Origin of the sequence: Variovorax nitratireducens (genome assembly GCF_051216545.1) — a bacterium.
Classification (GTDB): domain Bacteria; phylum Pseudomonadota; class Gammaproteobacteria; order Burkholderiales; family Burkholderiaceae_C; genus Variovorax.
On sequence record NZ_JBPJZO010000002.1, the window covers coordinates 511,637 to 527,787 of the forward strand.

At 65.7% G+C, this 16,151-nt stretch carries 15 protein-coding genes; 13 read left to right on the forward strand and 2 right to left on the reverse strand.

What is annotated here, in order from left to right; all coding sequences use genetic code 11:
• The first annotated feature begins 8 nt into the window (after window positions 1-8).
• The 5 genes from ACSFA8_RS07790 to ACSFA8_RS07810 all read left to right on the forward strand — a co-directional run bounded on the left by ACSFA8_RS07790 (window position 9) and on the right by ACSFA8_RS07810 (window position 6,278).
• A complete protein-coding gene (locus ACSFA8_RS07790; protein WP_435478917.1) occupies window positions 9-1,898 on the forward strand; it encodes a dipeptide ABC transporter ATP-binding protein in 1,890 nt (629 codons plus the stop codon).
• Between the two features lie 65 nt (window positions 1,899-1,963).
• Entirely contained in the window at window positions 1,964-3,502 is a 1,539-nt protein-coding gene (gene gsiB, locus ACSFA8_RS07795; protein WP_435478918.1) for a glutathione ABC transporter substrate-binding protein GsiB, read from the forward strand.
• A 16-nt stretch (window positions 3,503-3,518) separates the two neighbouring features.
• The gene (gene gsiC / locus ACSFA8_RS07800) at window positions 3,519-4,439 is read left to right on the forward strand and encodes a glutathione ABC transporter permease GsiC (RefSeq protein WP_435478919.1); all 921 of its coding nucleotides are present in this window, start codon (window positions 3,519-3,521) and stop codon (window positions 4,437-4,439) included.
• 129 nt (window positions 4,440-4,568) lie between these two features.
• Entirely contained in the window at window positions 4,569-5,453 is an 885-nt protein-coding gene (gene gsiD / locus ACSFA8_RS07805; protein WP_435478920.1) for a glutathione ABC transporter permease GsiD, read from the forward strand.
• A gap of 6 nt (window positions 5,454-5,459) precedes the next feature.
• Window positions 5,460-6,278 carry a M55 family metallopeptidase gene (locus ACSFA8_RS07810; RefSeq protein ID WP_435478921.1) on the forward strand — a complete coding sequence of 273 codons (819 nt, stop codon included), beginning with the start codon at window positions 5,460-5,462 and terminating at the stop codon, window positions 6,276-6,278.
• 15 nt (window positions 6,279-6,293) lie between these two features.
• On the opposite strand, the gene yiaA is transcribed toward ACSFA8_RS07810, so the two are convergent.
• Both yiaA and argC read right to left on the reverse strand, forming a co-directional pair.
• Window positions 6,294-6,731, reverse strand: a complete 438-nt coding sequence (yiaA, locus tag ACSFA8_RS07815) for an inner membrane protein YiaA (protein WP_435478922.1) — start codon at window positions 6,729-6,731, stop codon at window positions 6,294-6,296.
• Between the two features lie 92 nt (window positions 6,732-6,823).
• Window positions 6,824-7,747: an N-acetyl-gamma-glutamyl-phosphate reductase gene (gene argC / locus ACSFA8_RS07820; RefSeq protein ID WP_286540242.1), complete on the reverse strand. Its 924-nt coding sequence runs from the start codon at window positions 7,745-7,747 to the stop codon at window positions 6,824-6,826.
• Between the two features lie 172 nt (window positions 7,748-7,919).
• On the opposite strand from argC, the gene sucC reads away from it, so the two are divergent.
• The 8 genes from sucC to ACSFA8_RS07860 all read left to right on the forward strand — a co-directional run bounded on the left by sucC (window position 7,920) and on the right by ACSFA8_RS07860 (window position 16,112).
• The gene (gene sucC, locus ACSFA8_RS07825) at window positions 7,920-9,086 is read left to right on the forward strand and encodes an ADP-forming succinate--CoA ligase subunit beta (protein WP_435478923.1); all 1,167 of its coding nucleotides are present in this window, start codon (window positions 7,920-7,922) and stop codon (window positions 9,084-9,086) included.
• A gap of 9 nt (window positions 9,087-9,095) precedes the next feature.
• On the forward strand, window positions 9,096-9,989 hold the full coding sequence (sucD, locus tag ACSFA8_RS07830; RefSeq protein WP_435478924.1) for a succinate--CoA ligase subunit alpha: 894 nt from the start codon (window positions 9,096-9,098) through the stop codon (window positions 9,987-9,989).
• Between the two features lie 103 nt (window positions 9,990-10,092).
• The gene (locus tag ACSFA8_RS07835) at window positions 10,093-10,773 is read left to right on the forward strand and encodes a TerC family protein (protein ID WP_435478925.1); all 681 of its coding nucleotides are present in this window, start codon (window positions 10,093-10,095) and stop codon (window positions 10,771-10,773) included.
• A gap of 18 nt (window positions 10,774-10,791) precedes the next feature.
• Window positions 10,792-11,601, forward strand: a complete 810-nt coding sequence (locus tag ACSFA8_RS07840) for a Stp1/IreP family PP2C-type Ser/Thr phosphatase (RefSeq protein ID WP_435478926.1) — start codon at window positions 10,792-10,794, stop codon at window positions 11,599-11,601.
• 75 nt (window positions 11,602-11,676) lie between these two features.
• Window positions 11,677-12,327, forward strand: a complete 651-nt coding sequence (locus tag ACSFA8_RS07845) for an FHA domain-containing protein (protein WP_435478927.1) — start codon at window positions 11,677-11,679, stop codon at window positions 12,325-12,327.
• Between the two features lie 18 nt (window positions 12,328-12,345).
• Window positions 12,346-14,622: a CHASE2 domain-containing protein gene (locus tag ACSFA8_RS07850; RefSeq protein WP_435478928.1), complete on the forward strand. Its 2,277-nt coding sequence runs from the start codon at window positions 12,346-12,348 to the stop codon at window positions 14,620-14,622.
• Between the two features lie 23 nt (window positions 14,623-14,645).
• On the forward strand, window positions 14,646-15,452 hold the full coding sequence (locus tag ACSFA8_RS07855) for a 3',5'-cyclic-nucleotide phosphodiesterase (protein WP_435479211.1): 807 nt from the start codon (window positions 14,646-14,648) through the stop codon (window positions 15,450-15,452).
• 210 nt (window positions 15,453-15,662) lie between these two features.
• The gene (locus tag ACSFA8_RS07860) at window positions 15,663-16,112 is read left to right on the forward strand and encodes a pilin (protein WP_435478929.1); all 450 of its coding nucleotides are present in this window, start codon (window positions 15,663-15,665) and stop codon (window positions 16,110-16,112) included.
• Window positions 16,113-16,151: the final 39 nt, after the last annotated feature.

Below are 16,151 nucleotides of genomic sequence, written 5' to 3' on the forward strand. Positions count from 1 at the left end.
GGATTGCCATGTCTGCCGTCCTCGCCGATCCGCCACCAACCGTCTCTGCGCCAGCGCTGCCCGAAGGGCACGTGCTTGCGGTGGAGAACCTTACCGTGCGTTTTTCCACCTCGGAACGCGTGGTGGATGCGGTGCGCCAGCTGTCGTTCCATGTCGAGCGCGGCGAGACGCTGGCCATCGTCGGCGAATCCGGCTCGGGCAAGTCCGTCACTTCGCTCGCGCTGATGCGGCTGGTGGAGTGGGGCGGTGGCCGCATCGTCGATGGGCGCATGGACTTCCGGCGCCGCAGCGGGCAGGTGCTCGATCTGGCGCGCGCTTCGGATGCCGCCATGCGCACCATCCGCGGTGCCGACATCGCGATGATCTTCCAGGAGCCGATGACCTCGCTGAACCCGGTGTTCACGGCCGGTGACCAGATCGCCGAGGCCATCGCGATCCACCAGGCCAAGGATCGCGCGGCCGCGCGCGCCGAGGCCCTGCGCATGCTGGAACTCGTGCGCATCCCCGAAGCGAAGAGCGTGCTCGACCGCTATCCGCATCAGCTGTCGGGCGGCATGCGCCAGCGCGTGATGATCGCGATGGCGCTCTCGTGCCGGCCGTCGCTGCTGATCGCCGACGAGCCGACCACCGCGCTCGACGTGACCATTCAGGCGCAGATCCTCCAGCTCGTGCGCGAGCTGCAGACCGAGATGCAGATGGGCGTGCTCTTCATCACGCACGACATGGGGGTGGTGGCCGAGGTGGCCGACCGCGTGCTGGTGATGTACCGCGGCGACAAGGTCGAGGCGGGCGCGTCGAAGCAGGTGTTCGCCGACCCGCGCCACGCCTACACGCGCGCCCTGCTGTCGGCCGTGCCGCAGCTCGGCGCGATGCACGGCACCGACCTGCCGGCCAAGTTCGAACTGCTGCACGTCGATGCCACCGGCGTGCACGTCGCCGCCCCGCTGCCGCACGACACCGTGCGCCGCGATGTGCCGCCGATCCTGCGCGTGAAGGATCTGGTCACCCGCTTCGAGTTGCGCAGCGGCCTGTTCGGCCGCGTCACGCGCCAGGTGCATGCGGTCGAGAAGGTGAGCTTCGACCTGCACGCCGGCGAGACACTGGCGCTGGTCGGCGAATCCGGCTGCGGCAAGTCGACCACCGGGCGGTCGTTGCTGCGCCTGGTCGAGAGCCAGCGCGGCGCGATCGAGTTCAACGGCCGCGACATCCTCGCGCTGCCGACCAAGGAGGTGCAGACGCTGCGGCGCGACATCCAGTTCATCTTCCAGGATCCGTTCGCCTCGCTCGATCCGCGCGTGACGGTCGGCTACTCGATCATGGAGCCGCTGCTGGTGCATCGCATCGCGAGCGGCGAAGCGGCGCAGGCGCGGGTGCGCTGGCTGCTCGAAAAAGTCGGCCTGCCGTCCGACCATGCGCAACGCTACCCGCACGAGTTCTCGGGCGGCCAGCGCCAGCGCATCGCGATCGCACGCGCGCTGGCGCTCAACCCCAAGGTGGTGGTGGCCGACGAATCGGTGTCGGCGCTGGACGTGTCGATCCAGGCGCAGATCATCAACCTGCTGCTCGACCTGCAGCGCGAGCTGGGCGTGGCCTTTCTCTTCATCTCGCACGACATGGCCGTGGTCGAGCGCGTGAGCCACCGCGTGGCCGTGATGTATCTGGGCCAGATCGTGGAGATCGGCCCGCGCCGCGCCATCTTCGAGAACCCGCAGCATGCGTACACGCGGCGCCTGATGGCCGCGGTGCCGGTGGCCGACCCGACCCGCCGCAACATTGGCCGCACCTTGCTCAAGGGCGAGATACCGAGCCCGGTGCACCCGGCTGGCTACGAGCCCGACGTGAAGCCGCTGGTCGAGGTCGGCCCGGGCCACTTCGTCGCGCTGCACCCGGTCTCCTGACGCCCACTTTTCTAGCTTTCTTCTTCCCCGATTCCCACCCCAACCGACTTCAAAGGAGTCCTTGCATGCTTAACAAACGCCTCTCCCACATCGCAGGTGCGCTGGCACTGGCTGGTTTCGCGCTGTCTGCCCACGCCGCCAAGGACGTGGTGGTCGCGGTGCAGTCGAACTTCACGACCACCGACCCGTACGATGCCAACGACACGCTGTCGCAGGCCGTTGCCAAGTCTTTCTACCAGGGCCTCTACGGCTTCGACAAGGACATGAAGATGGCGCCGGTGCTCGCCACCGGCTACACGGTGAGCAAGGACGGGCTGGTCTACACCGTCAAGCTCAAGACGGGCATCCAGTTCCACGATGGCACGCCCTTCAACGCCGAAGCGGTGAAGGTCACCTTCGACCGCGTGACCAACCCCGACAACAAGCTCAAGCGCTACAACCTGTACAAGAACATCGCCAAGACCGAGGCGGTGGACGCGACGACGGTGCGCTTCACGCTCACCGAGCCCTTCTCGCCCTTCATCAACACGCTGGCGCATCCGTCGGGCGTGATCATCTCGCCGGCCGCGCTCGCCAAGTACGGCAGCAAGGGCATTGCACAGAATCCGGTCGGCACCGGCCCGTTCAAATTCGTCGAGTGGAAGGCCACCGACTACCTCAAGGTCGCCAAGTTCGATGGCTACTGGCGCAAGGGCTATCCGAAGGTCGACACCATCACCTGGCGTCCGGTGGTCGACAACAACACGCGCGCGGCCATGATGCAGACCAACGAGGCGCACTTCGCGTTCCCGATGCCGCCCGAAGCCGCGCAGACCCTCAAGGACAAGCCGAGCCTCGAGGTGACCGCCGCGCCGTCGATCATCCAGCGGTACATCTCGATGAACACGACGCAGAAGCCTTTCGACAACCCGAAGGTGCGCGAGGCCATCAACTACGCGATCAACAAGGACGCCCTGGTCAAGGTTGCCTTCTCGGGCTACGCGATTCCTGCCGAGGGCGTGCTGCCCAAGGGCGTGGACGGCGCGACCAAGCTCGGCCCCTGGCCCTACAACCCGGCCAAGGCCAAGGAGCTGCTGAAGGAAGCCGGATACCCGAACGGCTTCGAGACCACGCTCTGGTCTGCCTACAACTACACAACCGCGCAGAAGGTGATCCAGTTCGTGCAGCAGCAGCTGGCGCAGGTCGGCGTCAAGGTGCAGGTGCTGGCACTCGAAGCGGGCCAGCGCGTCGAGCGCGTCGAAAGCGCGCAGGATCCGGCCACCGCGCCGGTGCGCATGTACTACGTCGGCTGGTCGTCGTCCACCGGCGAGGCCGACTGGGCGATGCGTCCGCTGCTGGCGTCCGAATCGTTCCCGCCGAAGCTCTTCAACACCGCGTACTACAAGAACGCCGAAGTCGATGCCGACATCAAGAAGGCGCTCATCACCACCGACCCGGCCGCCAAGGCGAAGATCTACGCCGATGCGCAGCAACGCATCTGGAAGGACGCACCCTGGGCCTTCCTGGTGACCGAGCAGTTGCTGTCGGTGCGCGCGCGCAACCTGGCGGGCTTCTACATGATCCCGGACGGCAGTTTCAACTTCGATGAAGTCGACCTGAAGTGATCCTGGCGCTTCGACCATGACCCACTACGTCATCAAGCGGCTGCTGGGTCTGCTGCCGACGCTCTTCATCGTCGCGGTGCTGGTGTTCCTGTTCGTGCACATGCTGCCCGGCGATCCGGCACGGCTCGCCGCAGGGCCGGACGCCGGGCCCGAGACGATCGCCCTGGTGCGGCAGGAGCTGGGTCTGGACAAGCCGCTGCCGCAGCAGTTCCTGAGCTTCTTCGGGAACATGCTGCAGGGCGACTTTGGACATTCGCTGCGCTCGCGGCGCCCGGTGTCGACCGAAATCGCCGAGCGCTTCATGCCCACCCTGCTGCTCACGCTCACCAGCATGGCGTGGGCGGTGCTGTTCGGCATGGCGATCGGCATAACCTCGGCGGTGTACCGCAACAAGTGGCCCGACCGCATCGGCATGACGCTGGCCGTGTCCGGCATCTCGTTCCCGGCCTTCGCGCTGGGCATGCTGCTGATGCAGGTGTTCTCGGTGCAGCTCGGCTGGCTGCCGACAGTGGGCGCGGACTCGTGGCGCCACTACGTCCTGCCGTCGATCACGCTCGGCGCCGCCGTGGCGGCCGTGATGGCGCGCTTCACGCGCGCATCGTTCATCGAGGTGATCCAGGAGGACTTCGTGCGCACCGCGCGCGCCAAGGGCGTGCCCGAGAACCTCGTGGTACTGAAGCATTGCCTGCGCAATGCGCTGATACCCGTCGTCACGATGATGGGGCTGCAGTTCGGCTTCCTGCTGGGCGGCTCGATCGTGGTCGAGGCGGTGTTCAACTGGCCCGGCCTGGGCCGCCTGCTGGTCGATGCGGTCGACATGCGCGACTACCCCATCATCCAGACGCTCGTGCTGCTCTTTTCGCTCGAGTTCATCCTGATCAACCTTGTGGTCGACGTGCTCTATGGCTTCATCAATCCCACCATTCGATACAAGTGAAGCTCGCCCCCAGTCTTCGCGCACTTCGTGTCGCTACGCCAACCCCCTGCCGGGGGCAACACCGGCGGCCGGGCGGAGCCCGTTCCGCGGTGTTCCGCGCCACGCGACGTTGGGGCGAGAGGGGGTGAGATGAGCGAAAGCCACACCACCGAAGTTGCGTCTGCGGTGCGCACGCCCTGGAGCGAGTTCTGGCGCAAGTTCCGCATGCAGCACGTGGCCTTCGGTGCGCTGCTGTTCGTGCTGCTGCTGGTGCTGGTGGCGATCCTCGCGCCGTGGATCGTGCCCTACGACGCCGAGACCTTCTTCGACTACGACCGTCTCAACTCGCCGCCGTCGATGGCGCACTGGTTCGGCGTCGACCCGCTCGGGCGCGACATCTTCAGCCGCATCCTGATGGGTGCGCGCATCTCGCTGGCGGCCGGCTTCATGTCGGTGGTGCTGGGCGCCATCATCGGTACCGTGCTGGGCCTGCTGGCGGGCTTCTACGGCGGCTGGTGGGACCGCATCGTGATGCGCATCTCCGACGTGCTCTTCGCCTTCCCCGGCATCCTGCTCGCCATCGGCGTGGTCGCGATCCTGGGCAGCAGCATGGTCAACGTCGTGATCGCCGTGTCGGTGTTCAGCGTGCCGGCCTTCGCGCGACTCGTGCGCGGCAATACGCTGGTGCTGAAGAACCTGACCTACATCGAGGCCACGCGCAGCATCGGCGCGAGCGACCGGACCATCCTGCTGCGGCACATCCTGCCGGGCACCATCTCGGCCATCGTCGTGTACTTCACGATGCGGCTGGGCACGTCGATCATCACGGCGGCCAGCCTGTCGTTCCTCGGCATGGGCGCGCAGCCGCCCACGCCCGAGTGGGGCGCGATGCTGAACGAGGCGCGCGCCGACATGGTCAACGCACCGCACGTGGCGCTGTTCCCGTCGCTGGCCATTTTCTTCACCGTGCTGGCCTTCAACCTGCTGGGCGACGGGTTGCGCGACGCGCTCGACCCCAAGATAGACCGCCTCTGAGACGCCATGAAAATCCTGATCTCCGTCGACATCGAAGGCGTGGCCGGCGTCTTTCACTCGCAGCAGGTGCGTGCCGGCAATTCCGAGTACGAGCGCGCCCGCCGGTGGATGACCGACGAAGCCAACGCCGCGATCGCCGGCGCCTTCGAAGGCGGCGCCTCCGAGGTCTACGTCAACGATTCGCACGGGGACTTCCGCAACCTGCTGCCCGATGTGCTCGACGCGCGCGCGCAAGTCATCCAGGGCAAGCCGCGCTACCTCAGCATGGTGGCCGGCGTCGATCTCGGTGTGGATGGCGTCTGCATGGTCGGCTACCACTCGCGTGCGCAGGGTGCGGGCATCCTGGCCCACACCATCAACAGCTTTGCCTTTGCCGGCATCGCATTCGATGGCCAACCGATGAGCGAAGCCGGCCTCTACGGCGCGTTGGCTGGCGAGTACGGCGCGCCGGTGCTGATGGGCAGCGGCGACGATGTGTTCATTGCCGAGAACCGCGCGCTTTTTCCGCAGGCCGTGTTCGTGCAGACCAAGCGGGCCACGGGCCAGACCAGCGGCATCTCGCTGTCGCCGGCGCAGTCCTGCGCGGCCATCCGCGCAGGGGTGGTGTCGGCGCTGGAAAGCCGGGGCAACGCGGCCCCGCTGGTATGGCCGACGCCGCTTGCCGTGACGTTGCACACCCAGTCACCGGCGCTGGCCGACCTGTTCTGCCAGTGGCCAGCCTTCGAGCGCGTCGCGCCGACCGAATTGCGCTTTGGCGCGCCGACGGTCGAAGCCGCGGTGCGCATGCTGAACTGCTGCTCGGCGATGTCAGCGATGCTGCGCTGATCCGGCGAGGGTCGCTCAGGCTTCGTCGGTCGTGGCACCCTCGAGCGCCGCTTCGGCTTTGTCGGAGCCGATGTCGCGCACGTTCTTCTGCACCGCGACCGCGCCGAACAGGGCCAGCAGGAAGGCCATCGCGTAGAAGCCCTTCTCGCTGTTGGCCAGCGTGGCATTGAAGAGGCCGACCGCCAGCAGCGCGATCGACAGCAGCAGCGACACCCAGCACAGACTGTAGTAGATGCCCGTGACGTTGATGCCCTCGAGCCGGTCGCGCACCGACTTCTGCAGCGAAACCGCGGCGAACAGGCCGTACATCAGGATGGTGAAGTAGTAGCCCTTTTCGTTGAGCTGCATCGAGGCGTTCCACAGCCCGACGAGGTACACGATGGCGCCAATGAACAGCGCAGTCCACGACGCGGCGACGAACGCACCGGTGGGTTTCTGGAATTTGGCGGCCATGACTTCTCCTCGTTTGTTGGGCGCAGATGATAGCGGGCCAGCTATCAAATGTGTAGCAAAGAGGTCGCAGCCGCTGCTGCTCGGCCCGGCGCTCAGAGCCCCAGCATCAACTGCAGGTTCTGCACCGCGGCGCCGCTGGCGCCCTTGCCGAGGTTGTCGAGCCGGGCAATGACGACCGCGTGGCGGTGGTCCTCGTTCGGAAACACGCGAATCTCGAGCTCGTTCGTGTCGTTGAGCGCGAGCGGATCGATCTTGCCGCCCTCGGTGGGCGGCAGCACTTTCACGAACTTGGCCGGCGTGTTGCTCCTGGCGTAATGTGCGGCCAGCGCATCGTGCAGGTCGGCCGCCTTCGGCTTGCCCGGCAGGTCGTCCAGATGCAGCGGCAACTGCACCAGCATGCCCTGTTTGAAGTTGCCGACGGAAGGAATGAAGACGGGCCGGCGCGTGAGGCCGGTGTACTTCATGATTTCCGGGATGTGCTTGTGCTTGAGGCCGAGCGCGTAGGTCTCGAACAGCGGCGCCTCGCCTTTTTCGTAGGCCTCGATCATGGTGCGGCCGCCGCCGGAATAGCCGCTGACCGACGGCAGCGCGATGGGGAAGTCGGCCGGCAGCAGTCCGGCATCGACCAGCGGGCGGACGATGGCGATGGCGCCGGTGGCGTAGCAGCCGGGGTTGGCCACGCGGTCGGCATTGGCCACCAGCTCCCAGTGGCCGGCAACCAGCTCCGGAAATCCGAAAGCCCAGCCCGGGTTGGTGCGGTGCGCGGTCGAGGCGTCGATGATCTTGGGTTTCTTGCCGTTGAGCTGGTCGATCAGCGCGACCGATTCGATCGCGGCATCGTCGTGCAGGCACAGCACCACAAGGTCGACACCGGCCATCAGCTCGCGCTTGGCGGCCGCGTCCTTGCGCAACTCGGGCGCGATGCTGACCACCTCGATGCTGGGCATCGTTGCGAGCCGCTCGCGGATTTGCAGGCCGGTGGTGCCGGCCTCGCCGTCGATGAAGACCTTGACCATTTGAAGTATGAGGCTGGAGAAACTACGTATTGACCACAGGCGGTGCCCGCGGTTGGTGCAGCGCACCATGATACATTCCCCGGTTGTTCGCCGGCCCGCCCCGTTGTGCGCCGTGGCCCCCGGACAACAGCCCTCTTCTCCCGACCCACTTCCGCTTCCGAGAGACATCCTCATGAAGATTCACGAGTACCAGGGCAAGGAAATCCTTGCCAAGTTCGGTGTGCCGGTGCCGCGCGGCATCCCGGCATATACGGTTCAGGAGGCGGTCGAAGCCGCCCAAAAACTTGGCGGCCCCGTGTGGGTGGTCAAGGCCCAGATCCACGCCGGTGGCCGCGGCAAGGGCGGCGGCGTCAAGCTGGCCCGCTCGATCGACGAGGTGAAGAAGCTGGCCGGCGAGATCCTCGGCATGCAGCTCATCACGCACCAGACCGGCCCCGAAGGCCAGAAGGTGCGTCGCCTGCTGATCGAAGACGGCGCCGACATCAAGAAAGAGTATTACGTCTCGGCCGTGACCGACCGCGCCACCCAGCGCGTGGCGTTCATCGTCTCGAGCGAAGGCGGCATGGACATCGAGGGCGTGGCCCACGACACGCCCGAAAAGATCATCACCGACTTCGTCGATCCGGCCGTTGGCCTGACCGACGCGCAAGGCACGAAGCTGGCAGCCGGCATCGGCGTCCCCGAAGCGTCGCAGGCGCAAGCGGTCGACGTGATGCAGAAGCTCTACAAGATCTACATGGAGACCGATGCGTCCCTGGTGGAAATCAACCCGCTGATCCTTGAAGGCAACGGCAACATCAAGGCGCTCGACGCGAAGTTCAACTTCGACCCGAACGCGTTGTTCCGCCACACCGAAATCGTCGCCTTTCGCGACCTCGACGAAGAAGACGCGGCCGAAGTCGAGGCTTCCAAGTTCGACCTGGCCTACATCAGCCTCGACGGCAACATCGGCTGCCTCGTGAACGGCGCCGGCCTGGCCATGGCCACGATGGACACCATCAAGCTGTTCGGCGGCGAGCCGGCAAACTTTCTCGACGTGGGCGGCGGCGCCACCCCCGAGAAGGTGACCGAAGCCTTCAAGATCATGCTGAAGAACAAGAATGTCGAGGCCATCCTCGTCAACATCTTCGGCGGCATCATGAAGTGCGACACCATCGCCACCGGCGTGATCGCGGCCTGCAAGGCCGTGAACCTGCAGGTGCCGCTGGTGGTGCGCATGAAGGGCACCAACGAAGTCGAAGGCAAGAAGCTGCTGGCCGATTCGGGCCTGCCGATCATCAGCGCCGACACCATGGCGGACGCGGCCCAGAAGGTCGTGGCAGCAGTCAAGAAAGCCTAAGGAAACGCCATGTCCATCTACATCAACAAAGACACCAAGGTCATCACGCAGGGCATCACGGGCAAGACCGGCCAGTTCCACACCGAAAAGTGCCAGGAATACGCGAACGGCAAGAACTGCTTCGTCGCTGGCGTGAACCCGAAGAAGGCCGGCGAGTCGATCTTCAACATCCCGATCTTCGGTTCGGTCAAAGAGGCGGCCAAGCAGACCGGCGCCACCGTGTCGGTGATCTACGTGCCGCCGCCGGGTGCTGCCGCCGCGATCTGGGAAGCCGTCGAAGCCGACCTCGACATGGCGATCTGCATCACCGAAGGCATCCCGGTGCGCGACATGCTCGAAGTGCGCAACAAGATGAAGGCCAAGGAAGCCGCCGGCGGCAAGAAGACCTTACTGCTCGGCCCGAACTGCCCCGGCCTGATCACGCCCGACGAAATCAAGATCGGCATCATGCCCGGCCACATCCACCGCAAGGGCCGCATCGGCGTGGTCTCGCGCTCGGGCACGCTCACGTATGAAGCCGTGGCGCAACTCACCGAAATCGGCCTCGGCCAGTCGAGCGCGGTCGGCATCGGCGGCGACCCGATCAACGGGCTGAAGCACATCGATGTGATGAAGGCCTTCAATGAAGACCCCGACACCGACGCCGTGATCATGATCGGCGAAATCGGCGGCCCCGACGAAGCCGACGCGGCCCGCTGGTGCAAGGACAACATGAAGAAGCCGATCGTCGGCTTCATCGCAGGTGTCACAGCGCCCCCGGGCAAGCGCATGGGCCATGCCGGCGCGCTGATCTCCGGCGGTGCCGACACGGCCGAAGCCAAGCTCGCCATCATGGAAGAGTGCGGGTTTACCGTGACGCGCAACTTCTCGGAGTTGGGCAAGCTGCTGAAGGCGCGGTTGTAGAACCGGCTTTAGCGATCGAAGACTCCCCACAAAAAAAGAGAAGCGCTCGCAACCCGATGGGTGCGGGCGCTTTTTCAATTCATAACAGACGTGGTGAAGACAAGTGGAAATGCTGCAAAGCGCTGATTTCTGGATCGGACTGGTCAAGATTGTCTGGATCAACATCATTCTTTCGGGCGACAACGCGGTGGTGATCGCGATGGCCGCCCGCTCCCTGCCCCCGCACCAGCAGCAGAAAGCGGTGCTGTTCGGGTCGGGCGCCGCCGTGGTGCTGCGTATCGTGCTCACCGTGGTGGCCGCCAAACTGCTGGCGCTGCCTTACCTGCAGATCGCCGGCGGCCTGCTGTTGCTCTACATCGGCGTCCAGCTGTTCGGCGACGAAGACGAAGACGACGGCGGGGCCAAGGAGTACGGAACCCTGATGGCCGCGGTACAAACCATCCTGATCGCCGACTTGGTGATGAGCCTGGACAACGTGATCGCGGTGGCAGCGGCGGCGCAGGGCAGCATGGTGTTGCTGATCCTCGGCCTGGCGATCAGCATTCCCCTGGTGATCTTCGGGAGCACCTTGATGATCAAGCTGATGGAGCGCTTCCCGATCATCGTCATGGTGGGCGCCGCGCTGATCGGATGGGTCGGCGGCGAAACCATCGTGAGCGACGTGTCGCTGCGCGAGGTACTGGCGGCCACGCCCTGGCTGCACTACGCGGCGGCGGCGGCCGGCGCGGCGTTTGTCGTGGCCCTCGGCCGCATGTTCCAAAAACGCGCGCACGCGGCGCACTGAACGAGAGCGAATCCCTCTATGGCAATTTCGAACGTCGCACCCGTCCACGGGGCCGTGGCGTTGCCTTGGGATTTCGCGGCACTCACCGACTCCGGGCGGGTGCGCGCCAACAACGAGGACGCGATCGCATTCGACCCCGCGCTCGGCCTTGCCATCCTGGCCGACGGCATGGGTGGCTACAACGGCGGCGAGGTGGCCAGCGGCATGGCAATCGCATTGCTGCAGGCCAGCTTTGGCCGCTGGCTGGCCCATGCGGGGCCGCGCGCCCCGGTGCGGGCGATCCGCCGAGCCTTGCAGGCGGGGGTCGACGAGGCCAATGACGCCATCCTGGAAGCCGGTGTGGCCAATCTGCAACTTCAGGGCATGGGCACCACGCTCGTAGTGGCCGCCTTCGGGCCGCAGCGGGTCACCGTTGGCCACATCGGCGACTCGCGTTGTTACCGGTTGCGCGACGGCAAGCTCGAGCAGCTGACGCGCGACCATTCCCTGCTGCAGGAGCAACTCGACTCGGGCGCCATCACCGCCGAGCAGGCTGCCCAGTCGCCGCACCGCAACCTGGTCACCCGCGCTTTAGGCATCGAGCGGCACGTCGGCCTCGAAATGCACGAACACAACGTTCGCCCGAACGACCTCTACCTGCTATGTTCGGACGGCTTGAGCGAGATGGTTGCCGAGGGGCAGCTTTTCACGCTTTTGTTACAAGATATCGGGCTTTCAGAAAAAGCAACACTTTTGGTTGCAATTGCGAACGAGAATGGAGGCCGGGACAATATTTCCGTTGTTCTTGCTCGCGCCAACAGCATTTCTGCATCCGATGTCGCCGCATGATGGGGGCTCAGGAAGGGGACGCTAGTTCAGTGGAGCCCGGCTGTACAAAAACACATTGAGATGCAGGAGTCGGCCATGCCGAAAATGATCGTTTCGATCGACGGGGTTGTCATCAAGGAAGTGACGCTCGCCAAGGACCGCACCACGCTCGGACGGCGGCCTTACAACGACATCGTGATCGACAATCTGGCGATCAGCGGTGAGCATGCCGTCTTGCACATGATCGGCAGCGACGTCTATCTTGAAGATCTCAACAGCACCAACGGCACTTACGTCAACGCGCAGGCCATCAAGAAGCAGGCGCTCGAGCACAACGACATCATCGAAGTCGGCAAGTACAAGATCCGCTACCTGGCGGGGGGCACCGCGCCCGAAGGTGCCAGCATGGTGCGAAGCTACATCGCTTCGCCGCCGATGCCCATTCCCCTGTCTTCCGCACCCACCGAAAACGCACCCCTCATCGCGCCCGGCGGTGTTGCCGTCATCCGCGTGCTGTCGGGCGCGGGCGCCGGCCGCGAACTCTCCCTGCAGAAGGTCGTCACCACCATCGGCAAGCCCGGCGTGGCCGTTGCAGCCGTCACGCGTCGCCTGCAAGGCTACGTGGTGGCACCGATCGACGGCGGCACCGTGCTCAACGGCGAACCGCTCGGTGCCGAAGCGGTCGCCCTGCAGGACGGCGACGTGCTCGAACTCGGCGGTACCCGGATGCAGTTCGTCCACGCCTGAGCGGTGGCTCTGGGCGCGATGACGCGGCTGCGCCGCCACCGCGCGCGCATCGCCGTCACGTTGTTGCCGGTCTTGCTGGCGCTGTTGCACGCCACCGGCGTGTGGCGCCTGCCGCTGATCGAGCGGCTCGACCACTTTGTCTACGACGCCCGCTTGCGAGCCGCCATGCCGGGCACGCTGGACTCGCGCATCGTCATCGTCGACATCGACGACGTCAGCCTGCAGCAATGGGGCCAATGGCCCTGGAGCCGCGACAAGCTGGCCACACTCACTACCGAGCTCACCACACGCCAGCAGGCGGCGGTGGTCGGTTTCGATGTGGTGTTCGCCGAAGCCGACCACAGCGGCGGCCTTGAAACCCTGCAGCAGCTGGCGCGCGGGCCATTGCGCGGGAACACCGGGTTCGAGACCGAACTGCAGCGGCTGGCACCGGCGCTGGACCGGGACGCCGCATTTGCACGCGCATTGGCCGGGCAACCCGTCGCGCTCGGCTACTACTTCACCCGAACCGAAGCGCCGCGCGCCAAAGGCAGGTTGCCCACGCCGCTGCTCCCGCCGGACGCGTTGCCACCCAACGGGATGTACGCCACGCAGTGGAACGGCTACGGCGCCAACCTGGAGGCGCTCGCCGCCGCAGCGCCGCGCGCCGGTTTCATCAATTCGGTGATCGAGGCCAACGACGACGGCGTGATCCGTGCCACGCCGCTGCTGGCGCGCTACGACGCGCCCGACACGGCTTCGGACGGCGCCCCGTCGGGCTACTACGAGTCGTTGTCGCTCGCGGTTTACCGGCTTGCGAGCGGCGCCGACGCGGTGCGGCCGGTGCTCGCGCGCGGGGGAAAGCCGCCCCCGCCGCTCGAAGCGCTGGTGGTTGGCCATGGTGCCGGTCGAATCGTGGTGCCGGTCGACTCGCAAGCCGGCGTGCTGGTGCCGTTTCGGGGCAACGGCGGGCCGGGCGGCGGGTCGTTTCGCTACATCCCGGCGGGCGATGTGCTGGCTGGACGACTGGCGCCGGCCGAGCTGCGCGGCAAGATCGTGCTGGTCGGGGCCACCGCACCCGGGCTGCAGGATCTTCGGGCCACGCCGGTCAGCGCCACCTACCCCGGAGTCGAAGTGCATGCCAACGTGGTGTCGGGGCTGCTCGACGGCCGCATGCTCACCGTGCCCGACTACGCGCCGGGCTACGACGTGGCCATGTTGGTCGTGGCCGGGGCGGTATTGGCCATTGGCCTGAACCTGCTTTCAGCGCCCCCGGCCGCGCTGCTGGCCATCGCCACGGCTGCCGTGCTGGTCGGGCTCAATGCCTGGCTGCATGCCGAGGCCCGCCTGGTCATGCCGCTGGCGGCCGCGATGCTGATGGTCAGCCTGGCCTTCGGCATCAACATGAGCTGGGGCTACTTTGTGGAAGAACGCGGCCGGCGCGGGCTGGCGCGCCTGTTCGGAACCTACGTGCCGCCCCAGCTGGTCGATGAAATGCTCGAGCACCCGCACCTCTACAGCATGCGGGCCGAAAGCAAGGAACTGACCGTGATGTTCTGCGACATGCGCGGCTTCACCCGTTTGTCGGAGCAAATGGCGCCGGTTGAACTCCAGGCCTTTTTGAACGAGGTCTTCAGCCGGTTGACCGAAATCATCAGCCTGCGCCGCGGCACCATCGACAAATACATGGGCGATTGCGTCATGGCCTTCTGGGGCGCACCGGTCAGCATGCCGAACCACGCCGCCCTCGCGGTGCAGGCCGCCGTCGAAATGGCAGCGGCGGTGCGGGAGATCAACGCGGCGCATCTGGCCAGAGGCCTGCCGGGCATCAGCGTCGGCATCGGGCTCAACACCGGCGTCATGAGCGTGGGCGACATGGGCTCCGCCGTGCGGCGCAGCTACACCGTGGTCGGCGATGCGGTCAACCTGGCCGCCCGGCTCGAAGGCCTGAGCGGGCACTACGGCGTGGAGATCGTCGCCAATCGCACCACGCAGCAGTCAGCGCTCGCTTACATCTGGCAGGAGCTGGACCAGGTGCAGGTCAAGGGCAAGGAGCAGGTGGTCACGATCTTCACGCCGCTGGCCGCCGCCGAACAACAGACCGCGGCGCTGCGCGAAGAGCTGGAAGCCTGGGCCGCATTCCTGCTGGCCTATCGCGCGCAGGATCTGATGGCTGCCAAGGCGGCACTGGCCCCGCTGCTGGCGCGGTCTGCCAAAAAATTCCTTTACCGGTTGTATACGGAACGTTTAGCCTCGATGGCGTTGCAGCCCAAGCTCCGGAACTGGGACGGCGCAACCCGGTTCGAAACAAAGTGATTGACCAAGAGGGTTTCGCAAAGATGCAGGTGCGTGTGCTGGGCTGCTCGGGCGCCATTGCCAAAGACTGTCGCACGACCTCGTTTCTGGTCGACACCGACCTGCTGGTCGACGCCGGCACCGGCGTGGGCGACCTCAGCCTTGACGAAATGGCCGCCATCGACGACGTGGTGCTGACCCATTCGCACCTCGACCACATCGCCGCCCTGCCCCTGATGATCGACGCCGTGGCCAGCCGCCGCAGCCGGCCCCTGCGCGTGCATGCGCTGCACGCCACAAACAAGGCCCTGCGTGCCCACGTGTTCAACAACGTGATCTGGCCCGATTTCGCCAACATCCCCAGCGCCGAAGCTCCGTTCGTCACCTTTCACGACGTGGCCGTGGGCCAGACCCTGCAAGTCGGCAGCCGCGAGCCCAAGCACCTTGAAGTATTGCCCGCCGTTCACACCGTGCCCGCCTGCGGCTTCGCCATCCGCTGCGCCGAAGGCGGCCCCCACTGGGTTTTCAGCGGCGACACCGAGCGCAACGGCCCCTTCTGGCAGCGCGTGAACCAGCTCGACGTGGGCATGCTGGTGATCGAAACGGCCTTCAGCAACCGCGAGCAGGCGCTGGCCCAGCGCAGCCTGCACCTGTCACCCGCCACCCTGGCAGACGAACTGGCCCAGATCGGCCCCGGCAAGCACTACCCGATCTACATCACCCACACCAAGCCCGCCGAGACCGAAGAAATAATGAGCCAGATCGACGCCTTTGCTGATGGCTGGCAGATGCGGGGGCTAGAGCCGAGGGACATCCGCTGGCTGCAGGCGGCGGCGGTTCTGACGCTTTGAGGCCCGACAGATTTTGGGCGGCGTGACAAATTTGTCACGACAACCTCGGTTATCGCAACAAGTTCTGTCACACGCTGTAACACGGATGTGAACAAATCCACACTAAACGCGGTGAAAAGGATCTCCGGGCCAGGTGGCACAGATGCTGCGGATAGAGCAGCGCGCCGGGGAGGATCTCCGGGCTCTATCAACCAACCTGGAGTTTCTGAAATGAACCGTCGTTCTATCGCACGCAATGTGCAAAAGGGTTTCACCCTGATCGAGTTGATGATCGTTGTGGCGATCATCGGTATTTTGGCTGCTGTCGCTCTGCCGGCATACCAGGACTACACCACCCGCGCCAAGATCTCCGAAGTCATCGTGATGGCTTCCCCGGCCAAGCTGGCCGTGGCCGAAACCGTCTCGTCGCTCGGTGCTCTGGGTTCGGTTACCTCCACCAACACTGGCTACGTTTTCCCGGGCACTACCAAGTACGTCAGCGGCATCGCTATCACCGGTTCGAGCGGTTTGGTGACGGCCACCTCGACCGTGCCGAATGCGGCCGGCACCATCGTCCTGACCCCGACCGAAGTCGGCACGGCGACGGGTCAACTGAAATGGGCTTGCAGCAGCGCCAGCATCGCCCCCAAGTACCTGCCGTCCGAGTGCCGCCCTGCATAAGCGCCTGACACGCTGTCTAGAGCCCCGGCCCCGGCCGGG

Excerpts from the sequence above, each read along its gene's own strand:
- ACSFA8_RS07790 (WP_435478917.1), top strand. The coding sequence starts at position 9 with ATGTCTGCCGTCCTCGCCGATCCGCCACCAACCGTCTCTGCGCCAGCG.
- gsiB (WP_435478918.1), top strand. The coding sequence starts at position 1,964 with ATGCTTAACAAACGCCTCTCCCACATCGCAGGTGCGCTGGCACTGGCT.
- gsiC (WP_435478919.1), top strand. The coding sequence starts at position 3,519 with ATGACCCACTACGTCATCAAGCGGCTGCTGGGTCTGCTGCCGACGCTC.
- gsiD (WP_435478920.1), top strand. The coding sequence starts at position 4,569 with ATGAGCGAAAGCCACACCACCGAAGTTGCGTCTGCGGTGCGCACGCCC.
- ACSFA8_RS07810 (WP_435478921.1), top strand. The coding sequence starts at position 5,460 with ATGAAAATCCTGATCTCCGTCGACATCGAAGGCGTGGCCGGCGTCTTT.
- yiaA (WP_435478922.1), bottom strand. The coding sequence starts at position 6,731 with ATGGCCGCCAAATTCCAGAAACCCACCGGTGCGTTCGTCGCCGCGTCG.
- argC (WP_286540242.1), bottom strand. The coding sequence starts at position 7,747 with ATGGTCAAGGTCTTCATCGACGGCGAGGCCGGCACCACCGGCCTGCAA.
- sucC (WP_435478923.1), top strand. The coding sequence starts at position 7,920 with ATGAAGATTCACGAGTACCAGGGCAAGGAAATCCTTGCCAAGTTCGGT.
- sucD (WP_435478924.1), top strand. The coding sequence starts at position 9,096 with ATGTCCATCTACATCAACAAAGACACCAAGGTCATCACGCAGGGCATC.
- ACSFA8_RS07840 (WP_435478926.1), top strand. The coding sequence starts at position 10,792 with ATGGCAATTTCGAACGTCGCACCCGTCCACGGGGCCGTGGCGTTGCCT.
- ACSFA8_RS07845 (WP_435478927.1), top strand. The coding sequence starts at position 11,677 with ATGCCGAAAATGATCGTTTCGATCGACGGGGTTGTCATCAAGGAAGTG.
- ACSFA8_RS07850 (WP_435478928.1), top strand. The coding sequence starts at position 12,346 with ATGACGCGGCTGCGCCGCCACCGCGCGCGCATCGCCGTCACGTTGTTG.
- ACSFA8_RS07855 (WP_435479211.1), top strand. The coding sequence starts at position 14,646 with ATGCAGGTGCGTGTGCTGGGCTGCTCGGGCGCCATTGCCAAAGACTGT.
- ACSFA8_RS07860 (WP_435478929.1), top strand. The coding sequence starts at position 15,663 with ATGAACCGTCGTTCTATCGCACGCAATGTGCAAAAGGGTTTCACCCTG.